Below are 23,046 nucleotides of genomic sequence, written 5' to 3' on the forward strand. Positions count from 1 at the left end.
TTCACCCCACCATCGCCATCAGAATGTTGCTCATCACCGACTGGCCGCTGTTCTGGCCGCCGTCGACCACCACATCGACCCGCTCGCAAGTGGAGGCGTTGGGGCGGTCGAAATGAACTTTGTTGTCGGCGTCGAAGATACCTTCTTCAACAGAGCCATCGGCGAAGTGGGCGCGGCAACGCAAGCCTTCGCAACTGCCAGCATCGTTCAAAGAGAACCGAATCCAGTGCTCGCTTGCCGGCTCGTCGGCCAAGTAGTTGCCTCCTGGCCCGTAGCCCATGCTTGCCAGTTCATGGCTCTCGAAGCTCTCATACATATCTGACTGGGAGGGAAGCATTACCGGCGGGGGGGTACACTTGCATACGCAGATGTCCCCTTCCAACGCAGGCTCTTTGCCCATCATCGACCCAGGCCAGCGCGGGCCTTTCGCGACGATGTGGCCCACCGATTTGCAGGCTGGACAAACGACCCGCGCCCCGATGAAAGTAAGTTCAGTGCCGCAATGCGTTGCCTGCGGTATGCCTTCGGTCACAGTTCCGCCGGCCGACGATTTATCGCCCATTTTCAGATAGCTACGTCTCATTTTGTTAACGCCCTCGGTAGTTTTATGTTTTGAGGGGCGAATAGATACCACAAGCGTAACGCGGGGAGAAAGAAGGCGGTCCGAATCGGTTCGAATGAGAAATGGACAGGGAGGTCTAGCCACGGTCCGTTTTCTTGATTTCGAGAAGCGCTCTGCAGCTGCCCAGAGGCAGCTCGTAGAGGCGAGTAGTATCGGGCTTCACACCTGCGCAATCCCCCCGTCATTCATTAAATCCGCGCCCGTCATGTAGGAACTCTGCTCGGAAGCCAGGAAGAGCGCTGCATTCGCCATCTCCTCGGCCCGCGCAAGCCGGCCAAGCGGGACCATGCTCTTGTACATGTCGATCAGATGCTCGCGCGGCGCCGACTGAGCATCGAGAATCGGCGTGTCAGTGACACCAGGGCTGAGCATGTTGACGCGAATGCCGCGATCCCTGAATTCTGCGGCCCAGGTGCGGGTATAGGACCGCAACGCGGCCTTGGTCGCTGCATAGGCGGTATGTCCGGGAATGCCCATGAGGTGCATGGCCGACGACACCAGGATGATTGATCCACCGTCCGTCATCATGGGCAGCAGCTTCTGCACAAGAAACACCGGACCGCGCGCCATCAGATTGAACGCCTTATCGAAATGCTCGGGCGTGATGGTGTCGATCGTGGCCTGCTCCGTATAGCCCGCGTTCGACACGATGATGTCGACGACACCTTTTTCGGCCTTGACCGCCGCTGCGACGCGATCGAGGTCATCGAGATCCGCAGCATCAGCCCGGATCGCAGTGACGTTGCGTTCGATCAACCTGGCCGCTTCATCGAGCTGGGCCTGCCGACGGCCGAAGATAAAAACGTGAGCGCCTTCGGCAACGAATCGTTGCGCAATCGCCAAACCGATACCCGTTGTGCCGCCGCTGATGACGGCGACCTTACCTGCGAGCGTGGACATGAAATCCTCTGTCTCTTCATGGATGGAACAGGCATCGTAATTACGGCCCAGAAAAATGATAATCGCCGCGATTGTCATAGAATCTATTCGCCGTGGGAATATATCGCGGAGGACAAGCGCAATGGACCGGTTTCATGAATTGAGCGCCTTCATCGCCGTTGTCGAAGCGGGGGGATTTTCCGCTGCGGCGCGGAGAACCGGCGAGTCACAATCCGCCATCAGCAAGGCGATCGGCGCGCTGGAAAAGCGTCTGGGCGTGCTGCTGTTCAACCGGAGCACGCGCAGCGTGACCCTGACGGATCAGGGGCGGAATTATTACGAGCGAACGAAGCCGCTGTTTGAGGAAATCGAGGCGGCCGACAGCGAATTGACCAGCAGCACGCTGAATTGCTGCGGCCTTGTTCGTATCGCCTCTGCCGCGACATTCGGCCGCCTCCATGTGCTTCCGCTCATCCCTGAACTGCTCTCCCGCCATCCCGGTCTTCAGGTCGATCTTGTGTTGTCGGATTTCGCGCGCGATTTGGTGGATGACCGGATTGATCTCGCGATTCGGGTGGGTGTTGTCAACGAACCGGATTCGATTGTGAAGCGAATTGCCAGCACTCCGTTGGTCTGTGTCGGATCGCGTCGCTATTTCGAGCAGCACGGCATTCCGAAAGATCCCTCGGAACTGGTCAATCACAATTGCCTGGTCTATGGCGGGTTGCTGGAATCAGCGCAGTGGCCATTTCACGGGCCTCGCGGCAAGTTCAGCGTCCCGGTGCGAGGCAACTTGTCGTCGAATAGCGTCGAGACACTACGATTGGCCGTGCTCGCGGGCGTGGGCATCGGTCTGTTCGCAAAGCTTTCTCTGGTCGACGAACTCGAGCATCCTGACGTCATGACCGTACTAGACGAATTCATTCGGGATGCACGCGATGTCAGCATCGTCTGGCCGACGCGCCGTTTCGTGCCTCCGCGCGTGCGTCTGGTGACTGACTATTTTGCTGCCGAGATCCCGTCGCGTTTGTAGAGGCTCGACACCGCGACGCGCTTCAAACGCAACCCGGATCTTAGTGGAGCTTTTGCTGGTGCCATCGGTCCCGACGTTCCCGTTGGCAGGTTGGGGATGCGCGATAACGGTTACACGACGGCGCTTCCTTGCCCGGCGCCAGCATCGCCGTCCTGCGACGCGGGTGGCGGCGCACGCTGCACGCGATCGCCAACGAAAGTGCGCACGCTTCCATCGGGGAATCGGATGGCCACTTGCTCATCGGTCGACATGACCACTTCGCCGATGCCAAAGCGAGCGACCCGGACGCTTTCCCCGCGTGTCCATCCATGCCGCTCCTCGGTCGTGCGCTCCATGCGCCGGTGCGCGATCGCCGCGGCTGAACGGGGCTCAGGCAGCGGCTCCACGTGCGGCGGATGCATGCAATTGTCGCAACTGCCGCAACGTTCGATTGTCGCGTCTTCCTCGTAGTAGTCCAGCATCAGCCGCCACCGGCAACGCCCGCTCTGCGCATAGTCGACCATCTGCTGCAACGCGATGTGGTCGCGTTCCCGCATGCGTTGAAACTGTTCCGCCGCACGAGGCACCGCATCTCGCAGTTCAGCCGTCGCTGCCCCTTTGCGCAGCCGGTAACGATGCTGCCTATCCCGTTGAACGATCCGCGCGTCAACCAACATGGCGAGCGCAACATCCACTTTGCCTGCCGCCAGGTCCGGCAGCACGCTCGCGAGCGCTTTCGCGGACACCGGCGTCCGGCCGGATGCGTCGGACCGCGACTGCCGTTCGTCGTGCGCCTCTTCTATCCCGCCCGCAATCGCATCGAATACCTGCAGCACCTGCCCTGTGTCCGGATATCGCCCGGCCAGAAAGAACTGCTGAATACGTCGATCGTTGAGATCGAACAGAAGTACGCAATCCGCCAGCTCACCGTCGCGCCCGGCCCGTCCGGTCTCTTGATAGTACGCATCCAGGTTGCCCGGCACTTGATAGTGAATGACGAATCGCACATCGGGCTTATCGATGCCCATGCCGAAGGCATTCGTCGCGACGATGAGACGCGAGTGCCCGTTCATGAACCGGTCCTGCTCCTCGCGGCGCTCGTTCGCCGGCAAGCGGCCATGATAGTGCGCCACGCTTTCTCCGGCCGCGGCAAGCCATGCGCGTACGCGTTGCACGTCGCGCAACGTCGCGACATAGACGATCCCCGCGCCCTTCAGTTCGCCGATCAAATCGAGCAGCTGTTGCTGCTTTAGCGCGAGCGCTCGGGCCGCTTCGCGACGGCCATGCCCAGCACCCGTGTGCACGACGCGATACCGTAGGTTCGGCCTGTACGTGCCGGTGCGTACGATTGTCGGTTCACGCAGCCGCAGCGAATGCACGATATCCGCGACGACCTCGCGCGTGGCGGTTGCGGTGAGCGCAAGAACGGGCGGTGCGCCGATGGCCTCGACCGCATGAGCGATGCCGAGGAATGCAGGACGAAAATCGTGGCCCCACTTCGAGACGCAGTGAGCCTCGTCCACGACCACGAGCTCCACGGGACGCCGGGTGCAGCCCGCGAGAATATCGACGAAAGCGGGCTGCGCGAGCCGCTCGGGCGTCACGAACACCATGCGTTTGCGGCCCTCTCGTAACGCATTGAGAACGGCCTTTTCATCCTTGCGTTTCAGCGTGCTGTTGACGAGCAAAGGCTCGAGGCCAATGGCCCGCAGCTTGTCCGCTTGGTCCTTCATCAGCGAGATCAGCGGCGACACGACGAGCGTCATGCCTTCGAGATGCAACGCCGGTAACTGGTAGCACAGCGATTTGCCTGCGCCCGACGGCATCGTCGCGAGCGTGTCGCAACGCGCGAGCACACTACGGATGATCTCCTCCTGGCCTTCGCGCAGGCGTGCGATGCCGAATCGCTCGCGCATCGTCCTGCGCAGCTCGCGCAGCCGCTTATCCGCGGTCATATTCATCCCCGGTAGTCATGGCGACGACGCTTGCGCAAGGGCCATGCCGTGAGAGAGACGGCGAGGCGGCGCACGGCGCCCACCGCCCATGCAATACACGACGGGGCCAGCGTCCTAGTACCGTCCGTGGACTCCGATTCAGATGGCCATCCGGGAGGAGCGTACTGTGGCAACCTCCGAGCGCTACTCGCCTCCGATGTACCCGGGCAAGTCAGCGGCGTCCTTATCGCGAGCGACGCGCATCGCCTCGAGCAGCGCGAGGCTGAACGCGCCCGGACCATCCGAATCGATCTTGACACGGTCGCGCATGTAGTTCGCCCACACGAACGAAACGTAGGCCCGCTTCGGCTTGCGGTATGCTCCGGCGCGGCGCGCCAAGGCAGCGAGGCTGTGGTAGGGATCGTCCTGCATGCCGTCGAGCGAGTTCGGCAGTGCGTCGAGTTCGCATTTCTGCCCGCGCTCATCGAACAGATGCAACCATCCGTGTTTGCGCATCAGTATCCAGAAGTCGTTCTCTGCAACGTCGCGATAGTCTTTCTGCACGCGCACGGGCGCCTCGACGATGCCGAGGCGATGCCAGGCATACGCCCAGTGGTGGTGATCGACGATATACGTGCCCTCGGGTCCGCGGACGACACGAATTGCGTGGGCCTGCATGAACGGCTGAAGCGTGCGTCCGCCGTGCCTTCGCGTGATGATGGATTTGACATCGACATAGGCGAAGCCGACTGTCATCTGCGTCGGACGTAGTGAGGACAGAAGCATGGTCTCCATTGGATGCTGCCCATTTATCGAGATATGGGATCGCGCAGCAACGCGCATGCCACTGTTCTCATTGCCGGCGTGGGGCACGGCACGGCGCCGCTTGCGGTTTGCGTCCGTTCGCCGCGGCATAGCGATTGCTCGCTTATCGCATCACCGGGCTCGCACGCCGTATTTGGATGGAGATGCGTGATGTCGGGAGTTGGCCCGCGACGGTTCGCGATGCGGGCGCTGAACGTCAAACCTGTTCGTTTCGGGCTGGATGCGGCAAAGCGCTTTTCGTCGGACCGATGCACGATGATGGGCGCGGGCATCGCCTTCTACTCCGCGTTTTCGCTCGCCCCGACCCTGCTCCTGGTGCTCGCCGTTGCCGGCTGGTTTTTCGGCGAGGCCGCGGCGCGCGGCCAGTTGTTCTCGGAGATCAAGAACGTCGTCGGCAGTGACGCGGCGCGTGCGATGCAGGACATCGTCACGCACGCGCATCACTCGGCCGGCGGAGGCTTCGCGACGCTGGCATCGATCGTCTTGCTGATCGTTGGCGCGTCGGCCACATTCACGTCGCTCAACACGGCACTCGATGCGGTGTTCGACACCGAGTCGCCGCCGGGCATCAAAGGGTTCGCGCTGTTGCTGCGCGCGCGGCTGATGTCGTTCGCGCTGGTGCTTGGACTGGGGTTCCTGCTCGTCGTGTCACTGGTGCTCGATACGGCAATTCAGATCGCCGCGCGCGCCATCTTCGGCGCCAGTCCGATCGTCATCATTGCCGCGATTCTGCAGTCCGCCGTCACACTCGCGATTCTCACGGTGGCGCTCGCCGCGCTGATCAAATGGCTGCCCGATACCCGAATACGCTACGGTCACGCAGCAATCGGCGCTTTCATCGCCGCCGTCCTTTTCACGGTCGGCCGGCACCTGTTCGCGCTTTACCTCTCGCATGCGGGCACAGCGACCACTTTCGGCGCCGCGGGATCACTCGCCGTTCTGATGATGTGGCTGTACTTCTCTTCAGTCGTCTTCCTGCTCGGCGCCGAAGTGACGGCCGCGGTTCGCGCCGACCGCACCCACGCGTCCGACCGGGCGAGAGCGGGTGCAACGTCGAACAGGTAGACGATCGCGGCCAATTAGCACGGCGTCCAATTCGTTGATGCGGTTGGGCGCTTACCAGTCTGGCGCTCTTATAGTCATGGCTTCGCGCTATCATCCCGCTGCCACGGGCATTTCCGGCTCGCGCGCTCGATCACTGACGGCCCGCTTCGTTAAGAAAAACAACATCATGAGAAAACTCATATCCATTGCGCTGTTCTGCTTATCGACGACGATCTCACAGGCTGCGGGAATAAAGCTCGTGAACATTCCGCCCGACGCCAACGGCCCAGCATTAAGGGCGATAGTGTGGACGCCATGCGCGGCTGCGGCACGGGAAATACCGATCGGTCCGTACGTCCTGTCAGGAAGACGCGACTGTCCGACCGTCGGCGCAAGGTTGCCGTTGATCGTGATTTCACACGGTCACACCGGATCGTTCCTTAATCACCACGATATTGCCGAGAGGCTTGCCGACGCCGGCTTTGTCGTGGCGGCGATCAATCATCCAGGCGATTCGTTCTCCGATAAGAGCCGTCAGGCCGACATATCCGTATTCGTCGAGCGTCCGACCGACATTACGCGTCTCATCGATTACATGTTGGACAGGTCGCCGGACGCTGCCAAGATCGATCCCGAATCGATAGGCTTCTTCGGCTTTTCGCGTGGCGGCTACACCGGTCTCGTACTGGCTGGCGGTAACCCGGACTTCCTGGACGCCAACGTTCCATGCCCGGACCCGAAGCTTCCTATTTGCCAACAGATCGAGCGCAAAGAGGTCCCAACGGGACCCTTGGCGCATGATGCGCGGATCAAAGCCTATGTGCTGGCGGACCCGCTCGACGAGTTTCCCACATCGGCTAGCCTGAAAGACGTGAAAGCGCCGATCCAGCTCTGGGCTTCCCAGTTCGGTGGAGACGGCGTGCTGCCCGAAACCATGCCGGCGCTTGCCCACGCGCTCCCCCAAAGCCCTGAATTCCACGTTGTCCCCGGCGCGGCGCATTTCGCTTTCCTCGCACCTTGCCCTAAGGAATTGACAAAGGATGCGCCCGCGCTATGCGTCGACGCGAAGGGATTCGATCGCGTTGCCTTTCACGAGCAATTCGATGAGAAGGTGCTCGGCTTCTTTAGAGCCAAACTACATTGAGCGCCGATGACACTGAGGGAAAAAGGCTTTGACGTAAGCGCCCAGAGTAGACGGTTGACGCTGATCGGCGCTTTCGTCGATCAGCGGCGGCGATGACCGGCACCGGAGGCATACTCGCGGCCCCGATCGCGTGACTGCGATGGAGCCGTGCTACATCACTTCCGCTTCAGCTGCGAGATATCGCGCACCGCGCCGCGGTCGGCCGAAATGGCCGCGCTCCGGAACGCTCAGCGCTCGCAGGCAGATGACGGGGTTCGCGCCGCTGCAATGAGGGGCTTATGCCAGTCCGAGGTGCCTAGCGGAATACGCGGCGGTTGCATATAATGCAGTCGTTGCATTTAATGCAGATATCCGCCTACTCTCCTTGCCCAACAAGGAGCAAGGCATACCTCGCATCTCCGCAACAAAAAGGGGACGTATATGCCTACCGTAGATCGACTTCACGAAGTGACTCCGCCACCGCTTACAGATGCGGAACTCGAAATGGCGCGTGTTGCACAGCGTTGCATCATGGAAGCACTCGACCATTCGCGGGCGGCGGCCATCACTCTCACTACCGACAAGGGTGAACATCCATCCGTCCAGGTGCCACCCGCCGCATTGAAGCTCATTGGTCAACTGCTCGGAGCCATGAGCGAAGGCCGGCCCATTACTCTCATCCCGGCCAAACGAGAATTCACGACCGTCGAGGCTGCGCATTTTCTGAACGTGTCGCGACCGTTTGTGATTAAGGAAATAGAAGCAGGGAGGCTCCCACATCGGATGGTGGGTACGCACAGGCGAATTGGCTTCGACGACTTGGTGGCTTATGCCAAGAAGATGCGCGAGAAACAGATATCTGCACTGGAGCGCATGGCGGATAACGCGCGTGAATTGGGATTGGACTACTGATGGCGGGTAACGCACGTTACACGGCGCTGTTGGACGCCTGCGTTCTCTCCGATCGCCATGGCGGACTCACTGATGAGTTTGGCCACCGCAGGACTTTTTGCCGCGAAATGGTCCGTGAGAATCGAGCGGGAGTGGATTGCCGCGCTCGAGGAGCTTCGACCCGACCTGAAAAATAAGTTGGTATTCCGCCGGGACTGCATGCGCGAGGCAGTGCCGGACTGGGAGGTGCCAGAAATTGCGTTGGCGCCGCTGATTGCAACGTACGAGCTACCTGATCTGAACGACAGGCACGTGCTTGCCGCAGCAATTGCTGGACACGCAGATTGCATTGTGACCGCCAACCTCCGAGATTTCCCCGTCGAAGTGGTGAGAGCGTACGGTATTGAAGTGCTCCACCCGGACCGCTTCATTGTCAACCAATGGGATCTCGATCCGGTCGCGGCGATGGTCGCCTTCAAGCATATGCGTACTCGAAGAAGAAGCCCGCACACGACGGCAGAGGAATTCGCACAGGCGCTCGCGCGAGGAGGGTTGCCTGCAACAGCCGAGCGGATACGTGAAGCGGCCGAGTTGATCTAGCTGCGTATCGCAAAAAGACAGAGCAGCGTCGATGCGATGGCGACTATGGAGTCGTTGCACAGGGTAGGCGGTTGGCGCTGATCGGCGCACTTGCGATCAGCGCGTCGATCACCGGCACCGGCGCTCGCCATACTCGCGGCCCCGATCGCGTGACTGCGACGGAGCCGTTCTATATCACTTGCGCTTCAGTTGCGAGATATCGCGCACCGCGCCGCGGTCGGCCGAAGTGGCCAGCGCCGCGTAGGCCTGCAGCGCTTGCGACACCACGCGTTCGCGATCCGTCGGCATCCACGCTTTGTCGCCGCGCGCTTCCATCGCTTGCCGGCGGCTCGCCAGTTCGTCATCCCGCACCGCCAAGTGGATCTTGCGCTTGGGGATGTCGATTTCGATGACATCGCCATCTTCCACGAGACCGATCGTGCCGCCCTCGGCCGCTTCGGGCGATGCATGTCCAATTACGAGTCCTGACGAGCCGCCGGAGAAGCGACCGTCGGTAAAGAGCGCGCAGCTCTTGCCGAGGCCCTTCGACTTCAAATACGACGTGGGGTACAGCATTTCCTGCATACCCGGGCCGCCTTTCGGTCCCTCGTAACGGATCACGACGACGTCGCCGGGCACCACCTTGTCGCCCAGAATGGCTTCCACAGCTTCATCCTGGCTTTCGAAGACGCGGGCGCGTCCCGAGAAGACCCATTGCGATTCGTCGACACCCGCTGTCTTGACGATGCAGCCTTTCTCGGCGAGGTTGCCGTAAAGCACCGCGAGGCCGCCGTCTTGCGAGTACGCGTGCGGCTTGGTGCGAATGCAGCCGGTTTTGCGATCGGTATCGAGCGACGCGAACGTCGCTTCCTGGCTGAACGCAACGGTCGTCGGGATTCCGCCGGGAGCCGCGCGGAAGAATCTCTGCGCCTGCTCGCCCGCGCCGCCGGCGATGTCCCACTTGGCAATCGCTTCGCCAAGCGTGCCGCTGTGCACGTTACCGCAAGACAGGTCCACGAGATCGGCCCTTGCCAGCTCGCCGAGGATGCCGAGGATGCCGCCGGCGCGATGCACGTCTTCGATATGGTACTTATCGGTTGCCGGCGCCGCCTTGCAAAGGCACGGCACTTTGCGCGATATGCGGTCGATGTCGGACATCGTGAAATCGACACCGGCTTCCTGTGCGGCTGCCAGCAGGTGCAGCACTGTATTGGTCGAGCCGCCCATTGCCACGTCCAGGGCCATGCCGTTTTCGAATGCCTGCTTGGTGGCGATGCTTCGCGGCAGCACAGAGCTGTCTTCTTCTTGATAGTAACGACGGCAGAGCTCGACGACGAGGCGGCCAGCCTGTTCGAATAGGCCCTTGCGCCATGCGTGCGTGGCGACGAGCGTGCCGTTGCCGGGCAACGCAAGGCCGATCGCCTCCGTCAGGCAATTCATCGAGTTCGCCGTGAACATGCCCGAACAGGAGCCGCATGTCGGGCAAGCGCTGCGCTCCACTTCAGCCACTTCGGCATCGCTAACTTTCGGATCGGCGGCCTTGATCATCGCGTCGATAAGGTCGATCTTCGCGATGACCTGGCCTCCCGTCGGCGATGTGACTTTGCCCGCTTCCATCGGGCCGCCCGACACGAACACCACCGGAATGTTGAGGCGCATCGCGGCCATCAGCATGCCCGGTGTGATCTTGTCGCAATTGGAAATGCAGACCATCGCGTCAGCACAATGCGCGTTGACCATGTACTCGACCGAATCGGCGATCAGCTCGCGCGAAGGCAGCGAGTACAGCATGCCGCCATGACCCATGGCGATGCCGTCGTCCACTGCGATGGTGTTGAATTCCTTGGCGACTCCGCCTGCCGCTTCGATTTCCTTGGCGACCAGCGCCCCGAGATCGCGCAAATGCACATGACCCGGCACGAACTGGGTGAACGAGTTCACGACGGCGATGATGGGCTTGCCGAAATCGCCGTCTTTCATTCCGGTGGCGCGCCACAGGGCGCGGGCGCCGGCCATGTTGCGGCCATGCGTCGAAGTGCGTGATCGATAGTTCGGCATCTGTATTCCTTGGGTAATGCTTTTTCGAAACGGTGTCGCGCCCGGGGGCCGGTGGACATTGCGGGGTTGGCGGCACGCCGATAGCCGCGCGTAGGCTCGCGGCATGGCATGGCGTGCGCTCTGAGGTGTGAATAGTGCGAGAGCACCCGTCAGACGTCAAATATATTTTTCTGACGGGATTAGGTCGTACAACATATCAATCGGCACGGCTCGCCGCGGACCGGAAACCGCGGGTTCGGTGCGGGGCGGCTATACCCGATACGGGCGGCACGATGTGTGAGGCGGAATCCTGTGCGGGAGTGGTTGCACAGGACCCGCATGCACCCGTCAGCATTACTTGCCGAAGTGACAAGCTGACCAGCAGCAAGTGGGCCTCGATCGCGAAATGCTCCCCGGATACCGCGCTGCGCGACATTAGCGAGCTTGTTTCACATGGGGCGTTGCGAAGGTCCGCTGCGGGCGGTCGCAGCACGAGCTACGAATTACCCGACCTGAACGTTTAGGCAATCCGCGGCCTTTGGCGTTGAGCTGCAACCTATCCGATACGATGATGGCTGCAAAAATCCAATGTCATTGCCAGCATGCTTACCATTTACAGCACCGATCATCGTTTGCATCACGGCGTCGAACTGAAGGACGGCAAGATCGCGCCTTCCTTCGAGAAGCCGGAGCGCGCTGAAACGATTCTTGCCCGCGTTCATGCAATGGGCCTCGGCAACGTCGTCAGCCCCACCGTCTATGACGTCTCGAGCTATGTGGGCGCGCATTCGCAGCGCTACATCGATTTCCTCGCGACCGCATGGGATGAATGGAGCGCAACGGGAAAGACGACCCAAGCCCTACCGCTCGTCTGGCCAGTAAGAGGCTTGCCGAGCATCGCGGAGCCGATGTTCGTCGACGGCAAGCTCGGCTTCTATTCGATGGACGCCGGCTCGCCGATCAACGCCGGCACGTGGGACGCGGTGCGCTCGAGCGCGAACTGCGCGCTGACCGGCATCGACGCGCTAGCGAGCGGCAAGCATGCGGCATTCGCCCTTTGCCGTCCGCCGGGCCATCACGCCGGCAGGGAATACATGGGCGGTTATTGCTATCTCAACAACGCGGCCGTCGCCGCCCAGCATTGCATCGACGGCGGCGCGAAGCGCGTGGCAATCCTCGATGTCGACTTTCATCACGGCAACGGCACGCAAGACATTTTCTACGATCGCGCCGATGTCTTGTTCGTCTCGATCCATGGCGATCCGGCGGTCTGCTACCCCTATTTCGCGGGGCATGCGGACGAACAGGGCGTCGGCCTCGGCGCAGGGCTCAATGTGAATCTTCCGCTCGCAAAGGGCACATCGTGGGACGGCTACAGCGAGGCGCTGCATCACGCGGGCAAGACGATCGCACGATATGCCCCGGAAGTCCTCGTCGTCTCGTTGGGCGTCGATACGTTCGAAGGTGATCCGATCAGCCACTTCCGCCTGCGCACGCCGGACTATCTACGCATTGGGGAAACCATCGCAAGACTCGAGGTTCCAACGTTGTTCGTCATGGAAGGCGGATACATGGTGGACGAGATCGGGATCAATGCCGTCAACGTCCTCCTTGGCTTCGAAGGGGAAGCGTAAACGCGCCCTTAGATAAGAAGACGCGAGATCTTCGTCCCTTCGAGCGAAACACCAGCCATGAGTCCCGCGTTCGTCAGCACGAAGGCCTCGACGGGATTCATCGCCGTCGACGTATCGATGTTGCCGTTTGCGCCGACCTTCACGACCGCGACGGTCGCATCGACGCCGGCCGCCCAGCCCTGGCTTCGCACGAACTTGTCAAGCGCTTCCTGCGTCATGAACAGCATGATGATGGCTTTGGATTGCGCGCCGATTTGCAGCCCGAACGATGCGGCTGCGATGCTGTAGTAGCCCCGCGTCTCTTCTCCGACGCGCAGCGCGCCCTGGCCGTACTGGCCACCGAACCAGAAGCCGGCCGAGATGACCGATGGGAACACGAGGACCCCACGCGCCTGCTGGACGAGCTCGCGCGAGCCATGAACCGTGTTGTAAAGGCGCGCGAGCGTTTCGTTGACATCCGCGTCGATCGATTGCCGTTTCCCGGCGTTTGCCTCGGCGGAGGAGCCCGACGAGATGGGTGTCGTCGTGCAACCGGTCAGGGACAGTCCTGCCGACGCAAGTGCGGCGCTGGTCATCGTAATGAATCGACGGCGTTGCATGTATCCTCCCTGTGATCGATGGATGGCAAGGCATTTTGCCTCAGGTGCCGCGCGCAATGCGAAGGTTCGCGGGTGTTTGCGTTTGGCGGCACGCAGAAGCACGTCGGGACAGTCGACGAAGTCGGCAATATTCGGGTTCTTTGTCAGGCCTTGTTCGTTACCGCCGTAATTGACCGCCGCCGATCGGCGTTAGTTGCATAAGCGATGTAACCGCTGGTAAAAAAATTACAAGAGCGTCGGCATTCAGACACTGACGAGCGCGCTGACATCGATTTGTCACGGGCGCGTCTTAGCCGCCCGGCAGGGGCGCGCCGACGCACGTTCCACGCTGCGTCGACAAGTGCGCACTTTACCGACGGCTCCGACGACAACCTCCTATCATTGGTTTGAGTTTGCGCTGACCGAGCGTCTTCCTGGCGGTCAACCCGACACTACCAAGGAGCATCCGATGGCCAACATCACCGTAGCGGAGCAACTGGCGAAAACGCTCGAGCAAGCCGGCGTCAAACGTATTTGGGGCGTGACGGGCGATAGCCTGAATGGTCTCTCCGATGCGTTGCGTCGCATGAAGACGATCGAGTGGATGCACGTGCGACACGAAGAAGTCGCCGCATTCGCGGCCGGCGCCGACGCGGCCGTCACGGGCCAGCTCGCCGTTTGCGCGGGCAGTTGCGGTCCCGGCAATCTCCATCTGATCAATGGGCTCTTCGACGCGCATCGCAATCATGTGCCGCTGCTTGCGATCGCGGCACACATCCCGTCGTCGGAGATCGGCCTCAACTATTTTCAGGAAACGCACCCGCAGGAGCTGTTCAAGGAGTGCAGCCACTTCGTCGAGCTCGTGACGAATGCCGCGCAGATGCCGCACGTTCTGCATCGCGCGATGCGCACGGCGATCGCCAAGCGAGGCGTCGCCGTCATCGTGCTCCCCGGTGACGTCGCCCTGCAGGAGGCTGCATCGGTGGGCACCCGCTGGACACCGCCCCTTTCCGCCAGCGTCGTGCCCGACGACGCCGAGCTGATTCGCCTTGCGAGTTTGCTCGACGCCCACGAGGCGATCACGTTGCTTTGCGGGAGCGGATGCGAGGGCGCGCACGATCAGGTCGTCGCGCTGGCGGACAAGCTCGGCGCTCCAATCGTGCATGCGCTGCGCGGCAAGGAGCACGTGGAATGGAACAACCCATTCGATGTGGGGATGACGGGGCTCATCGGGTTCAGCTCCGGCTACCAGGCGATGCTCAACTGCGACGTGCTCGTCATGCTCGGTACGGACTTCCCTTATCGACATTTCTATCCGGGCAATGCCAAGATCGTCCAGATCGATATCAATCCCGACGCGCTGGGGCGCCGTGCGCAACTGGAGCTTGGAATCGTCGGAGGCGTCGCCGAGACGATCGAGGCATTGCTGCCGAAGCTGCAGCGCAGAGCCGATCGCCGCTTTATCGGTGCGGCGCTCAAGCACTACGCCGATGCGCGTCAGGGGCTCGACGATCTGGCTCACCCATCGCCCGCGGGCCGGCCGATCCATCCGCAATATCTGACACGTCTCGTGAGCGAGTTGGCGGATGAAGACACGATTTTTACCGCCGATGTCGGAACCCCCACTGTCTGGGCGGCGCGCTATCTGAAAATGAATGGCCAGCGCCGGCTGCTGGGCTCGTTCAACCACGGATCGATGGCCAACGCGATGCCGCAGGCGCTCGGCGCGCAAGCCGCATTTCCGGGGCGGCAGGTCGTTTCGCTTTCCGGCGATGGCGGCTTCTCGATGCTCATGGGCGATTTCATCTCGCTCGTTCAACTCGGATTGCCCGTGAAGGTGATCGTCTATGACAACTCGACGCTTGGGTTCGTCGCCATGGAGATGAAGGCGAGCGGCTACCTCGATACCGGTACGGATCTGACGAATCCCGACTTTGCGGCGATGGCTAACGCGATGGGGGTACTTGGTCTGCGCGTCGAGCAATCCGAGGAACTCGAGGGCGCGCTGCGGCGCGCGTTTTCGCACGACGGGCCGGTGTTGGTCGATGTGGTGACGGCCAAGCAGGAGCTGGCGGTTCCGCCCGCGATCAAGCTCGAGCAGGCGAGAGGGTTCAGCCTTTACATGCTGAAGGCCATCATCAATGGTCGCGGCGACGAGGTCATGGAGCTCGCCAGGACGAATCTGCGGATTTGACGGATCGGCGGCCTGTTCTTCACTCTGCAACGCGGTGACGGAGCGGGCTGCCGCGAGATCGTCGTGATCGTCGTCAACCGGAGTGGCCCGCCCCTCGTTATGGGCATGTGAAGCGCCTCGTTTCACGCCACTAAGGAGGGGTTGGTCATGTTCAAACGATTTATCGCGGTAGCAATCGCCGGTCTGTTCATGGCAGGAATGGCCCATGCGCAAACGTCGGCATCGGCACCCGCCGCCACGTCGGGCAACACGGCCATGTCGGGCTCGAGCTGCGAGGCGAAGGCCGTCGACAAGAACGGCAAGCCGCTCGCCGGTGCAGCCAAGAATTCGTTCGTGAAGAAGTGCATGAAGACCGAAGCGAAGGCCAGCTGCGAATCCAAGGCCGTCGGCTCGAACGGCAAACCGCTCGCGGGCGCCGCGAAGGCCTCGTTCGTGAAGAAGTGTGAGGCGACGGCCGGGAAATGATCCACGTTAAGTAGAAAGAAGTAGAACGTCTCAAAGCAGGCTGACCTTCGTCAGCCTGTTCTTTTCCTGCGGCGATCTCGTCCAAAGGGCGCCGTACAACAACGCTACCCAGTCCAGCCAGTCGCGCTCTCATTGCCGTCAGTCGAGCGGCAGGGGCAGTGCACGCTCCCAAGTCCCCGATGTCAATGCCGTATCCGGCATGCTTCTTTTGTTACAACTTCCGTTCGTCCGAAAAAACGATGAAAACGCAGATCGGAAGAGGCCGCTAGATAGCATTCCTTCGCGCCTGCAGGGCCCTGTTGCGCACCTCTTTTCAAACTGTGTGAGGCTGAAGTCAACTACCCCGCCCTAAAGGGCGGAGCTTGTAGGCGTATCGCAAGCTCGGGTTGACCAGACCAAGCGCCGAGAGGCGCTACGTTGCGCAGAAGAGCGCAGACCCACCCTGGGCGTGCTTCCTTACCGAGGTTTGCGTTCATCCGGACGTCCAGAGGCAACGTGTCGGAACCGCTCTCGTCGAGGCCGTCGTTCGCCGCTTTCAGCATACCGCCATCTTTACTGAGGCTTTTGAGGGAAGTGAAAAGTTATTCGGTGCTGTCGGAATAACGCCGAAACGTAAGCTCGTCGCCTGCAGCAGGGCACCAGGGCCGCTTGAAATGCAACGGGACGTTTGCGAGTGATCCCGCACACCTGTATCAGCGACGCTCAGCGTGCTTCGAGCATCGACGCATCGCTGATGAAAGTCGGCGAACCCGGCGGAGGAGGCATTTAGCGCCACCAGCGTGCGAGCCCCGTTTGACAAGCCCCCCACCAACGCGTAAATTGCGGCCACGCGTCGGGAGAGCGCGTCCGCGACGGATTTTTGTCCGCCTGCGACGCCGCCGAAGGGGCACACCCACAAACTCTCAGGCAAAAGGACCGACCGCGTCGAAACGCTCCGTATTGCTCGCGGCGTTTCGCACTCTGGAGAGCGGCAGTAGCCCGTCGGCCCAAATTGGTCGAGGCGGCCGATCGCAACCCACCGCGCAGGATGCGTGAAGGGATGCAAGGCCCGGGCAGGCTGCCCACCGAAGGGGCGCGCGTTCAATCGCGAACGAAAGAATCAGTGCGTTCGCGGCAGCGCAATCTCTCAGGTACCGAGGACAGAGGGGCATGCATGATTTGCCGCCGCCACCCCATCGGGTTGGCGCGCAGCGTGATCGGCATGGCCCTTTTTTGTTTTCGCGATACCGTAAGCGCCGAGGCCCCGATGACCGATTTGAAACGCACCCCCCTTCACGCCACCCATCGCGCGCTCGGCGCACGCATGGTCGATTTCGGCGGCTGGGACATGCCCGTCAACTACGGCTCGCAGATCGAAGAACATCAGGCGGTACGCGGCGACGCGGGCATGTTCGACGTCTCGCACATGTGTGTCGTCGATTTCACCGGCCCTCGCGCCCGCCCGTTTTTCGAATTCGCGCTCGCCAACAACGTCGCCAAGCTGCAAACGCCTGGCCGCGCCCTTTATTCTTGTCTGCTCAATGATAACGGCGGCGTCATCGACGATTTGATCGTCTATTACTTCGCCGACGATTTTTTCCGCGTCGTCGTCAACGCCGGCACGGCCGAGAAAGACATCGCCTGGTTCAATCGCCTCAACGCCGAACGCGGCTTTGCGCTCACCATCACGCCGCGGCGCGATCTGGCGATCGTCGCGGTTCAAGGGCCGCATGCCCGCGCAAAGGTCTGGCAAGCCGTGCCGGCCGTGCAGCAGGCCACGGAGGCGCTCCAGCCTTTCAATGCCGCGCGCGTCTTCGCGACGCCATTCGGCGATCTGACGGTCGCGCGCACCGGCTACACGGGCGAGGACGGCTTCGAGGTCATCGTGCCCGCCGCGCAGGTCGAAGCGTTCTGGCAGGCGTTGCGCGAGCAAGGCGTGCGGCCGTGCGGCCTCGGCGCTCGCGATACGCTGCGCCTCGAGGCGGGCATGAATCTATACGGGCAGGACATGGACGAATCGGTGTCGCCGCTCGACGCCGGGCTGGCGTGGACGGTCGATCTGTCGGCTCCGCGCGACTTCGTCGGCCGCCCGGCGCTCGAAGCGGCCGGCTCCCGGCGCGCGTTCGTCGGGCTCGTTTTGCGCAAGGAAAACGGCAAGGCGGGCGGCGTGCTGCGCGCGCATCAGAAGGTGCTGACGGCGGCCGGCGAGGGCGAGATCACGAGCGGCACGTTTTCGCCGACGATGCAGGAATCGATCGCGTTCGCGCGTGTGCCGAAGGAAGTGCAGCCGGGCGACACGGTGCAAGTTGAGATCCGCGACAAAACGTTCAACGCAAGCGTGGTAAAACTGCCGTTCGTGCGCAACGGCAAGGTGCTCGTCGCTTGAGGGCCGGCGCCGCTCGACGCGCGCGTCAAGCGTTTGTTTTACGACGTATTTCTTCCATTCTCAGGAGCATCCGATGAGCAACGTTCCGGCCGATCTCAAGTACACCGACGAACACGAGTGGTTGCGCACCGAAGCCGACGGCACGCTGACGGTGGGCATTACCGATCACGCGCAAAGCACGCTCGGCGACATCGTCTTTCTCGAACTGCCGGAAGTCGGCAAGACGGTGACGGTCGGCGACGCGGTCGGCGTCGTGGAATCGGTGAAGGCCGCCTCCGATATCTACTCGCCTGTCTCGGGTGAAATCGTCGAAGTCAACGAGTCGATTCTCGATACGCCCGATGCCGTCAACAACGACGCTTACGCGAGCTGGCTCTTCAAGATCAAGCTCGCTCCCGGCGCCTCGACCGAGAAGCTGCTCGACGCCGCCGCTTACTCGAAACTGATCGACTGAATTTCCTTGTCACTGCCCGCGCGGCGCATTGCCTTTTACGTCTCGTTCGTTTCCGTTTCGCGCTCGTCGGAAACGGCTCCTCGAAAAGGCTGCCGCGCGCACTAAGCTAGAACCCTGCCAACATGAAGCTCGAACACCCGGATCGCCTGATGAATCGCACCCCCGTTTCGCTTGCCGCGCTCGAAGTGCATGACGCCTTCGCCGAGCGGCACATCGGCCCGGACGCTGTCGATCAGCAGAAGATGCTGGACGCGCTCGGATTCGCGTCGCGGGCCGCGCTCGTCGATGCGGTCATTCCGCCGGCGATCCGCCGCACCGAGCCGCTGCCGCTCGGCCCGTTCGCCGAGCCCAAGAGCGAGGCCGAGGCGCTCGCGGCGCTGCGCGAGCTCGCGAGCAGGAATCACGTGTTTCGCTCCTATATTGGCCAGGGCTACTACAACACGCACACGCCAACGGTCATCTTGCGCAACGTGCTCGAGAATCCGGCGTGGTACACGGCCTATACGCCCTATCAGCCCGAAATCTCGCAAGGCCGCCTCGAGGCGCTGCTGAACTTCCAGCAGATGGTGACGGATCTGACGGGGCTCGCGATGGCGAATGCCTCGCTGCTCGACGAGGCGACGGCCGCCGCCGAGGCGATGACCCTGCTGCAGCGCGCGGGCAAGCCAAAGTCCAACGTTTTTTATGTCGCCGACGACGTGCTGCCGCAAACGATCGAGGTCGTGCGCACGCGTGCGCAGCCGGTCGGCATCGAGGTGCGGGTCGGCCCGGCGGACGCCGCGGCTCAATCGGATGCATTCGGCGTGCTCTTGCAATATCCGGGCGTAGACGGCCATGTGCGCGATTACCGTTCGCTCACCGAGCAGATCCATGCGGCCGGCGGGCACGTCGTCGTTGCAGCCGATTTGCTCGCCTTGACGCTCTTGACGCCGCCGGCTGAGTGGGGCGCCGATGTGGCCGTCGGCAACTCACAGCGCTTCGGCGTGCCCGTCGGCTTCGGCGGACCGCACGCAGCCTATCTCGCCGTGCGCGACGAATTCAAGCGACAAATGCCGGGACGACTCGTCGGCGTGACCGTCGACGCGCAAGGCAACCCGGCCCTGCGCCTCGCGCTGCAAACACGCGAGCAGCATATCCGCCGCGAAAAGGCGACGTCGAACGTCTGCACGGCGCAGGCGCTGCTCGCCATCATGGCGAGCATGTATGCGGTCTATCATGGCCCGCACGGTCTCAAGGCGATCGCGCAGCGCGTGCACCGGATCGCCGCGCTCTTTGCCGCCGGCGTCAGGCAACTCGGTTATACGATCGTCAACGATACGTTCTTCGATACGCTGACGATCGAAACGGGCGCGCGTACCGCGCTGGTCCATGAGGCGGCGCAGCGTTCGTGCATCAACCTGCGTCGCATCGGCGATTCGCGTGTCGGGGTATCGATCGACGAAACGACGACGCGTGCGGACCTCGCGGATCTGCTCACGGTGTTCGCGAACGCGGCCGGCGCGATCGACGTACCGCATATCGATGCGCTCGACGCGGCGCTTTTCCGTGCCTCGGCGGAGGGCAGCCAGGGCGGGCGGGCAGGCGAGGGCGAAGCGACGCCGCTGCCCGAAGCGCTTCTGCGCACGAGCGCTTACCTCACGCATCACGTCTTCAACCGGCATCATTCGGAGACCGAAATGTTGCGCTATCTGCGCAGCCTCGCGGACAAGGATCTGGCGCTCGACCGCTCGATGATCCCGCTCGGCTCGTGCACGATGAAGCTCAACGCGACTTCGGAGATGCTGCCTGTCACATGGCCCGAGTTCAGTCGGATTCATCCGTTCGCCCCGGCCGCGCAAACGGCCGGCTATCGCGAGATGATCGATCAGCTCGAGCAGATGCTCGTCGCCGCGACCGGCTACGCGGCGGTTTCACTGCAACCGAATGCGGGCTCGCAAGGCGAATATGCAGGACTGCTGATCATTCGCGCCTATCACGATTCGCGCGGCGAAGGTCACCGCGACGTCTGCCTGATCCCCGCTTCGGCGCACGGCACGAACCCGGCGTCGGCGCATATGGCCGGCATGAAGGTCGTCGTCGTGGCATGCGATGAAGAAGGCAATGTCGATATCGACGATCTGAAAGCGAAGGCCGCCGAGCATGCGGCCCAGCTTGCGGCGATCATGATCACGTATCCCTCGACGCACGGGGTGTTCGAGCAGAACGTACGCGAAATTTGCGAAATCGTTCATGCCCATGGCGGACAGGTTTACGTCGACGGCGCGAACATGAACGCGATGGTCGGTCTGACGGCCCCGGGGCAATTCGGCGGCGATGTCTCGCACCTCAATCTGCACAAGACGTTCTGCATTCCGCATGGCGGCGGCGGCCCGGGCGTCGGTCCGGTAGCGGTAGGCCCGCACCTCGCGCAATTCCTGCCGAATCAGACGTCCACCGGCTATCGCCGCTCGGAAAGCGGCATCGGAGCGGTGTCGGCGGCGCCTTACGGATCCGCGTCGATTCTGCCGATCTCGTGGATGTACATCGCGATGATGGGCGCCAAGAACCTGACGGCGGCGACCGAGGTGGCCATCCTCAACGCGAATTACGTCGCGAAGAAGCTGAGCCCCTACTACCCCGTGCTGTACTCGGGTGCAGGCGGCCTCGTCGCCCACGAATGCATTCTCGATTTGCGCGCGATCAAGGACACCAGCGGCATTACGGTCGACGACGTGGCGAAGCGCCTCGCCGATTTCGGCTTTCATGCGCCGACGATGAGCTTCCCGGTGCCGGGCACGCTGATGGTGGAGCCGACCGAGTCCGAATCGAAGGAGGAACTCGATCGCTTCATCGAAGCGATGATCGCGATCCGCGAGGAGATCCGCGCCGTCGAACAGGGCCGCGCCGATCGCGAGGACAATCCGCTCAAGCATGCGCCGCATACGGCGGCCGCCGTAACGGCGAACGAATGGAAGCATGCGTATTCGCGCGAAACGGCGGCTTACCCCCTGCCGTCGCTCGTCGCGAAGAAATACTGGCCGCCGGTCGGCCGCGCGGACAACGCTTATGGCGACCGCAATCTCTTCTGCTCGTGCGTGCCCGTTGCCGATTACGCCTGACGGTTTTGCCGGGTGTCTGTCGTCCGCCGCGCCCCGGTCACTTCGCGCGAACCGGGCGCATTGGCCGGATGCTGCTTTTTTATGCGTTACGCGCCCCCAATACCGGCTAACATCTGTCACCGCGATGAAGCTAGAGAAGGAGCGACGCATGGTGCGACAGGTGCCGACGACGACGCGTAGGGTGGGCAAACCCGGCGAGCCGGCCCGATGGGAATCGAGCAAACGCGGATCGATCTGGCTCTGGTTTCTGGCTTGCGTGGCCGCCGCGGCGCCGGCCGGCGCGGCGCGCGCGGCGATGAACTTCTGCGCGGCGCCGGCGTTGCAGACGAGCGAACGGGCGAACGCGGCACCCGCCGTCGCAACGCTGATGAAGCGCGTCGCGACGCGGCTCAACGACGCGCCGAAACCGCTCGCGCGATTGCACACGGAAGGCACGCTGCCGCATGAAGGCATCTCCGACGAAAGCGTCGAAGCCGAGCAAGACCTCGACCTGATGCGCGACGCGGCCCTCGTCTGGCGCGCGACGGGCGACGAGCGTTACCTGAGGCTCGTCGATCGTTTCCTGAGCGCATGGGCTACCACATATCGCCCGAGCTACGACCCGATCGACGAAACGCATTTCGGCGCGATGATCCTTGCGTACGATTTGACGGCGAGCGCATTGCCCGTCAAGACGCGCAACACCACCGGCGCATTCATCGCGGCGCTCGCGAACGGCTATGTCGCACGAATCGATGCGCAGCCACGTCCTCTTTCCGACACGTACCGCAACAACTGGGAGAGTCATCGCGTCAAGCTCGTGGCGATGGCGGCCTTCACGCTCGACGATCGCAAGCTCATCAACGCCGCTCAGCGTCTCTTCGTCGAGCAGATCACGAACAACGTCTCATCCGATGGAACGACGTTCGATTTTACCGAACGCGATGCGCTTCACTACGTCGCCTACGATCTCGAACCGCTCGTGTACGCCGCCTTGGCCGCGCGCCGACACAGCCGCAATTGGCTGGTCGAGCGAGGCAAGAACGGCGCTTCGCTCGCGCTGGCACTGAATTGGCTCGTGCCTTATGCGCTCGGCGAGAAGACGCACGAGGAATTCGTCGGCTCGCGCGTTCCGTTCGACGCCAAGCGGCGCGAAGCCGGCGTGCCGGGTTTTTCGGGGCAATGGGACCCGAAGGACGCGGCTGAGCTCTTTCATCTCGCGGCGCGGTTGTCAGGACGCTACGCGCCCGTTGCGCAGCGCTTACAGCCGCAGCCTCCGGCGTGGCTCGCCGTCTGCTTGCCGTTGGCGGCGCGCTGAGCGAGCGTGGTTCGA

Annotated in this window: 19 protein-coding genes, 1 pseudogene and 1 riboswitch; of the genes and pseudogenes, 14 read left to right on the top strand and 6 right to left on the bottom strand. The window is 62.4% G+C overall.

What is annotated here, in order from left to right; genetic code table 11:
• Nucleotide 1: 1 nt before the first annotated feature.
• A complete protein-coding gene (locus tag B0G57_RS16035; RefSeq protein WP_083925650.1) occupies nt 2-583 on the bottom strand; it encodes a PAAR domain-containing protein in 582 nt (193 codons plus the stop codon).
• A 198-nt stretch (nt 584-781) separates the two neighbouring features.
• Nucleotides 782-1,522 carry an SDR family NAD(P)-dependent oxidoreductase gene (locus tag B0G57_RS16040; RefSeq protein ID WP_026229799.1) on the bottom strand — a complete coding sequence of 247 codons (741 nt, stop codon included), beginning with the start codon at nt 1,520-1,522 and terminating at the stop codon, nt 782-784.
• A 121-nt stretch (nt 1,523-1,643) separates the two neighbouring features.
• Between B0G57_RS16040 and B0G57_RS16045 the strand changes: the two genes are divergently transcribed.
• Entirely contained in the window at nt 1,644-2,534 is an 891-nt protein-coding gene (locus tag B0G57_RS16045; protein WP_018441413.1) for a LysR family transcriptional regulator, read from the top strand.
• A 110-nt stretch (nt 2,535-2,644) separates the two neighbouring features.
• Here B0G57_RS16045 and B0G57_RS16050 read toward each other — a convergent pair whose 3' ends face one another.
• Together B0G57_RS16050 and B0G57_RS16055 are read right to left on the bottom strand one after the other, a co-directional pair.
• On the bottom strand, nt 2,645-4,474 hold the full coding sequence (locus B0G57_RS16050; protein ID WP_018441414.1) for a RecQ family ATP-dependent DNA helicase: 1,830 nt from the start codon (nt 4,472-4,474) through the stop codon (nt 2,645-2,647).
• Between the two features lie 177 nt (nt 4,475-4,651).
• On the bottom strand, nt 4,652-5,242 hold the full coding sequence (locus B0G57_RS16055) for a ParB/Srx family N-terminal domain-containing protein (protein WP_018441415.1): 591 nt from the start codon (nt 5,240-5,242) through the stop codon (nt 4,652-4,654).
• 210 nt (nt 5,243-5,452) lie between these two features.
• On the opposite strand from B0G57_RS16055, the gene B0G57_RS16060 reads away from it, so the two are divergent.
• The 4 genes from B0G57_RS16060 to B0G57_RS16075 all read left to right on the top strand — a co-directional run bounded on the left by B0G57_RS16060 (nt 5,453) and on the right by B0G57_RS16075 (nt 8,930).
• Nucleotides 5,453-6,337 (top strand): YihY/virulence factor BrkB family protein, encoded by an 885-nt coding sequence (locus tag B0G57_RS16060; RefSeq protein WP_223258588.1) that lies wholly within the window; start codon nt 5,453-5,455, stop codon nt 6,335-6,337.
• A 166-nt stretch (nt 6,338-6,503) separates the two neighbouring features.
• Nucleotides 6,504-7,460 carry an alpha/beta hydrolase family protein gene (locus B0G57_RS16065; RefSeq protein ID WP_026229802.1) on the top strand — a complete coding sequence of 319 codons (957 nt, stop codon included), beginning with the start codon at nt 6,504-6,506 and terminating at the stop codon, nt 7,458-7,460.
• A gap of 420 nt (nt 7,461-7,880) precedes the next feature.
• Nucleotides 7,881-8,351: an excisionase family DNA-binding protein gene (locus B0G57_RS16070; protein WP_026229803.1), complete on the top strand. Its 471-nt coding sequence runs from the start codon at nt 7,881-7,883 to the stop codon at nt 8,349-8,351.
• A 72-nt stretch (nt 8,352-8,423) separates the two neighbouring features.
• Nucleotides 8,424-8,930: a PIN domain-containing protein gene (locus tag B0G57_RS16075; protein ID WP_233215982.1), complete on the top strand. Its 507-nt coding sequence runs from the start codon at nt 8,424-8,426 to the stop codon at nt 8,928-8,930.
• A gap of 174 nt (nt 8,931-9,104) precedes the next feature.
• Here B0G57_RS16075 and ilvD read toward each other — a convergent pair whose 3' ends face one another.
• Nucleotides 9,105-10,967 carry a dihydroxy-acid dehydratase gene (gene ilvD, locus B0G57_RS16080; protein ID WP_018441421.1) on the bottom strand — a complete coding sequence of 621 codons (1,863 nt, stop codon included), beginning with the start codon at nt 10,965-10,967 and terminating at the stop codon, nt 9,105-9,107.
• Nucleotides 10,968-11,317: 350 nt separating this feature from the next.
• On the opposite strand from ilvD, the pseudogene B0G57_RS31750 reads away from it, so the two are divergent.
• Nucleotides 11,318-11,470 (top strand): annotated as a pseudogene (locus B0G57_RS31750) (DUF4172 domain-containing protein); the annotation flags it as partial.
• Nucleotides 11,471-11,548: 78 nt separating this feature from the next.
• Nucleotides 11,549-12,580 (top strand): histone deacetylase family protein, encoded by a 1,032-nt coding sequence (locus tag B0G57_RS16090; protein WP_018441422.1) that lies wholly within the window; start codon nt 11,549-11,551, stop codon nt 12,578-12,580.
• A gap of 8 nt (nt 12,581-12,588) precedes the next feature.
• Here the strand turns inward: B0G57_RS16090 and B0G57_RS16095 are convergent, their stop codons facing one another.
• The gene (locus tag B0G57_RS16095; RefSeq protein ID WP_018441423.1) at nt 12,589-13,179 is read right to left on the bottom strand and encodes a BPSL1445 family SYLF domain-containing lipoprotein; all 591 of its coding nucleotides are present in this window, start codon (nt 13,177-13,179) and stop codon (nt 12,589-12,591) included.
• A gap of 448 nt (nt 13,180-13,627) precedes the next feature.
• Here B0G57_RS16095 and poxB point away from each other — a divergent pair, with 448 nt between their 5' ends.
• The 7 genes from poxB to B0G57_RS16130 all read left to right on the top strand — a co-directional run bounded on the left by poxB (nt 13,628) and on the right by B0G57_RS16130 (nt 23,031).
• A complete protein-coding gene (gene poxB / locus B0G57_RS16105) occupies nt 13,628-15,352 on the top strand; it encodes a ubiquinone-dependent pyruvate dehydrogenase (protein ID WP_018441425.1) in 1,725 nt (574 codons plus the stop codon).
• A 147-nt stretch (nt 15,353-15,499) separates the two neighbouring features.
• Nucleotides 15,500-15,817, top strand: a complete 318-nt coding sequence (locus B0G57_RS16110; protein WP_020566268.1) for a hypothetical protein — start codon at nt 15,500-15,502, stop codon at nt 15,815-15,817.
• Nucleotides 15,818-16,203: 386 nt separating this feature from the next.
• The gene (locus B0G57_RS32360; RefSeq protein WP_108912771.1) at nt 16,204-16,494 is read left to right on the top strand and encodes a GNAT family N-acetyltransferase; all 291 of its coding nucleotides are present in this window, start codon (nt 16,204-16,206) and stop codon (nt 16,492-16,494) included.
• A gap of 146 nt (nt 16,495-16,640) precedes the next feature.
• Nucleotides 16,641-16,745, top strand: a riboswitch (glycine riboswitch).
• A gap of 318 nt (nt 16,746-17,063) precedes the next feature.
• Complete coding sequence (gene gcvT, locus B0G57_RS16115; RefSeq protein ID WP_026229805.1) at nt 17,064-18,182, top strand: glycine cleavage system aminomethyltransferase GcvT; 1,119 nt, start codon at nt 17,064-17,066, stop codon at nt 18,180-18,182.
• Nucleotides 18,183-18,255: 73 nt separating this feature from the next.
• Entirely contained in the window at nt 18,256-18,636 is a 381-nt protein-coding gene (gene gcvH / locus B0G57_RS16120; protein ID WP_018441428.1) for a glycine cleavage system protein GcvH, read from the top strand.
• Between the two features lie 122 nt (nt 18,637-18,758).
• On the top strand, nt 18,759-21,734 hold the full coding sequence (gene gcvP, locus B0G57_RS16125) for an aminomethyl-transferring glycine dehydrogenase (protein WP_020566270.1): 2,976 nt from the start codon (nt 18,759-18,761) through the stop codon (nt 21,732-21,734).
• 148 nt (nt 21,735-21,882) lie between these two features.
• Nucleotides 21,883-23,031 carry an alginate lyase family protein gene (locus B0G57_RS16130; protein WP_020566271.1) on the top strand — a complete coding sequence of 383 codons (1,149 nt, stop codon included), beginning with the start codon at nt 21,883-21,885 and terminating at the stop codon, nt 23,029-23,031.
• Nucleotides 23,032-23,046 lie beyond the last annotated feature (15 nt).

Source organism: Trinickia symbiotica, assembly GCF_002934455.1.
Classification (GTDB): Bacteria; Pseudomonadota; Gammaproteobacteria; order Burkholderiales; family Burkholderiaceae; genus Trinickia; species Trinickia symbiotica.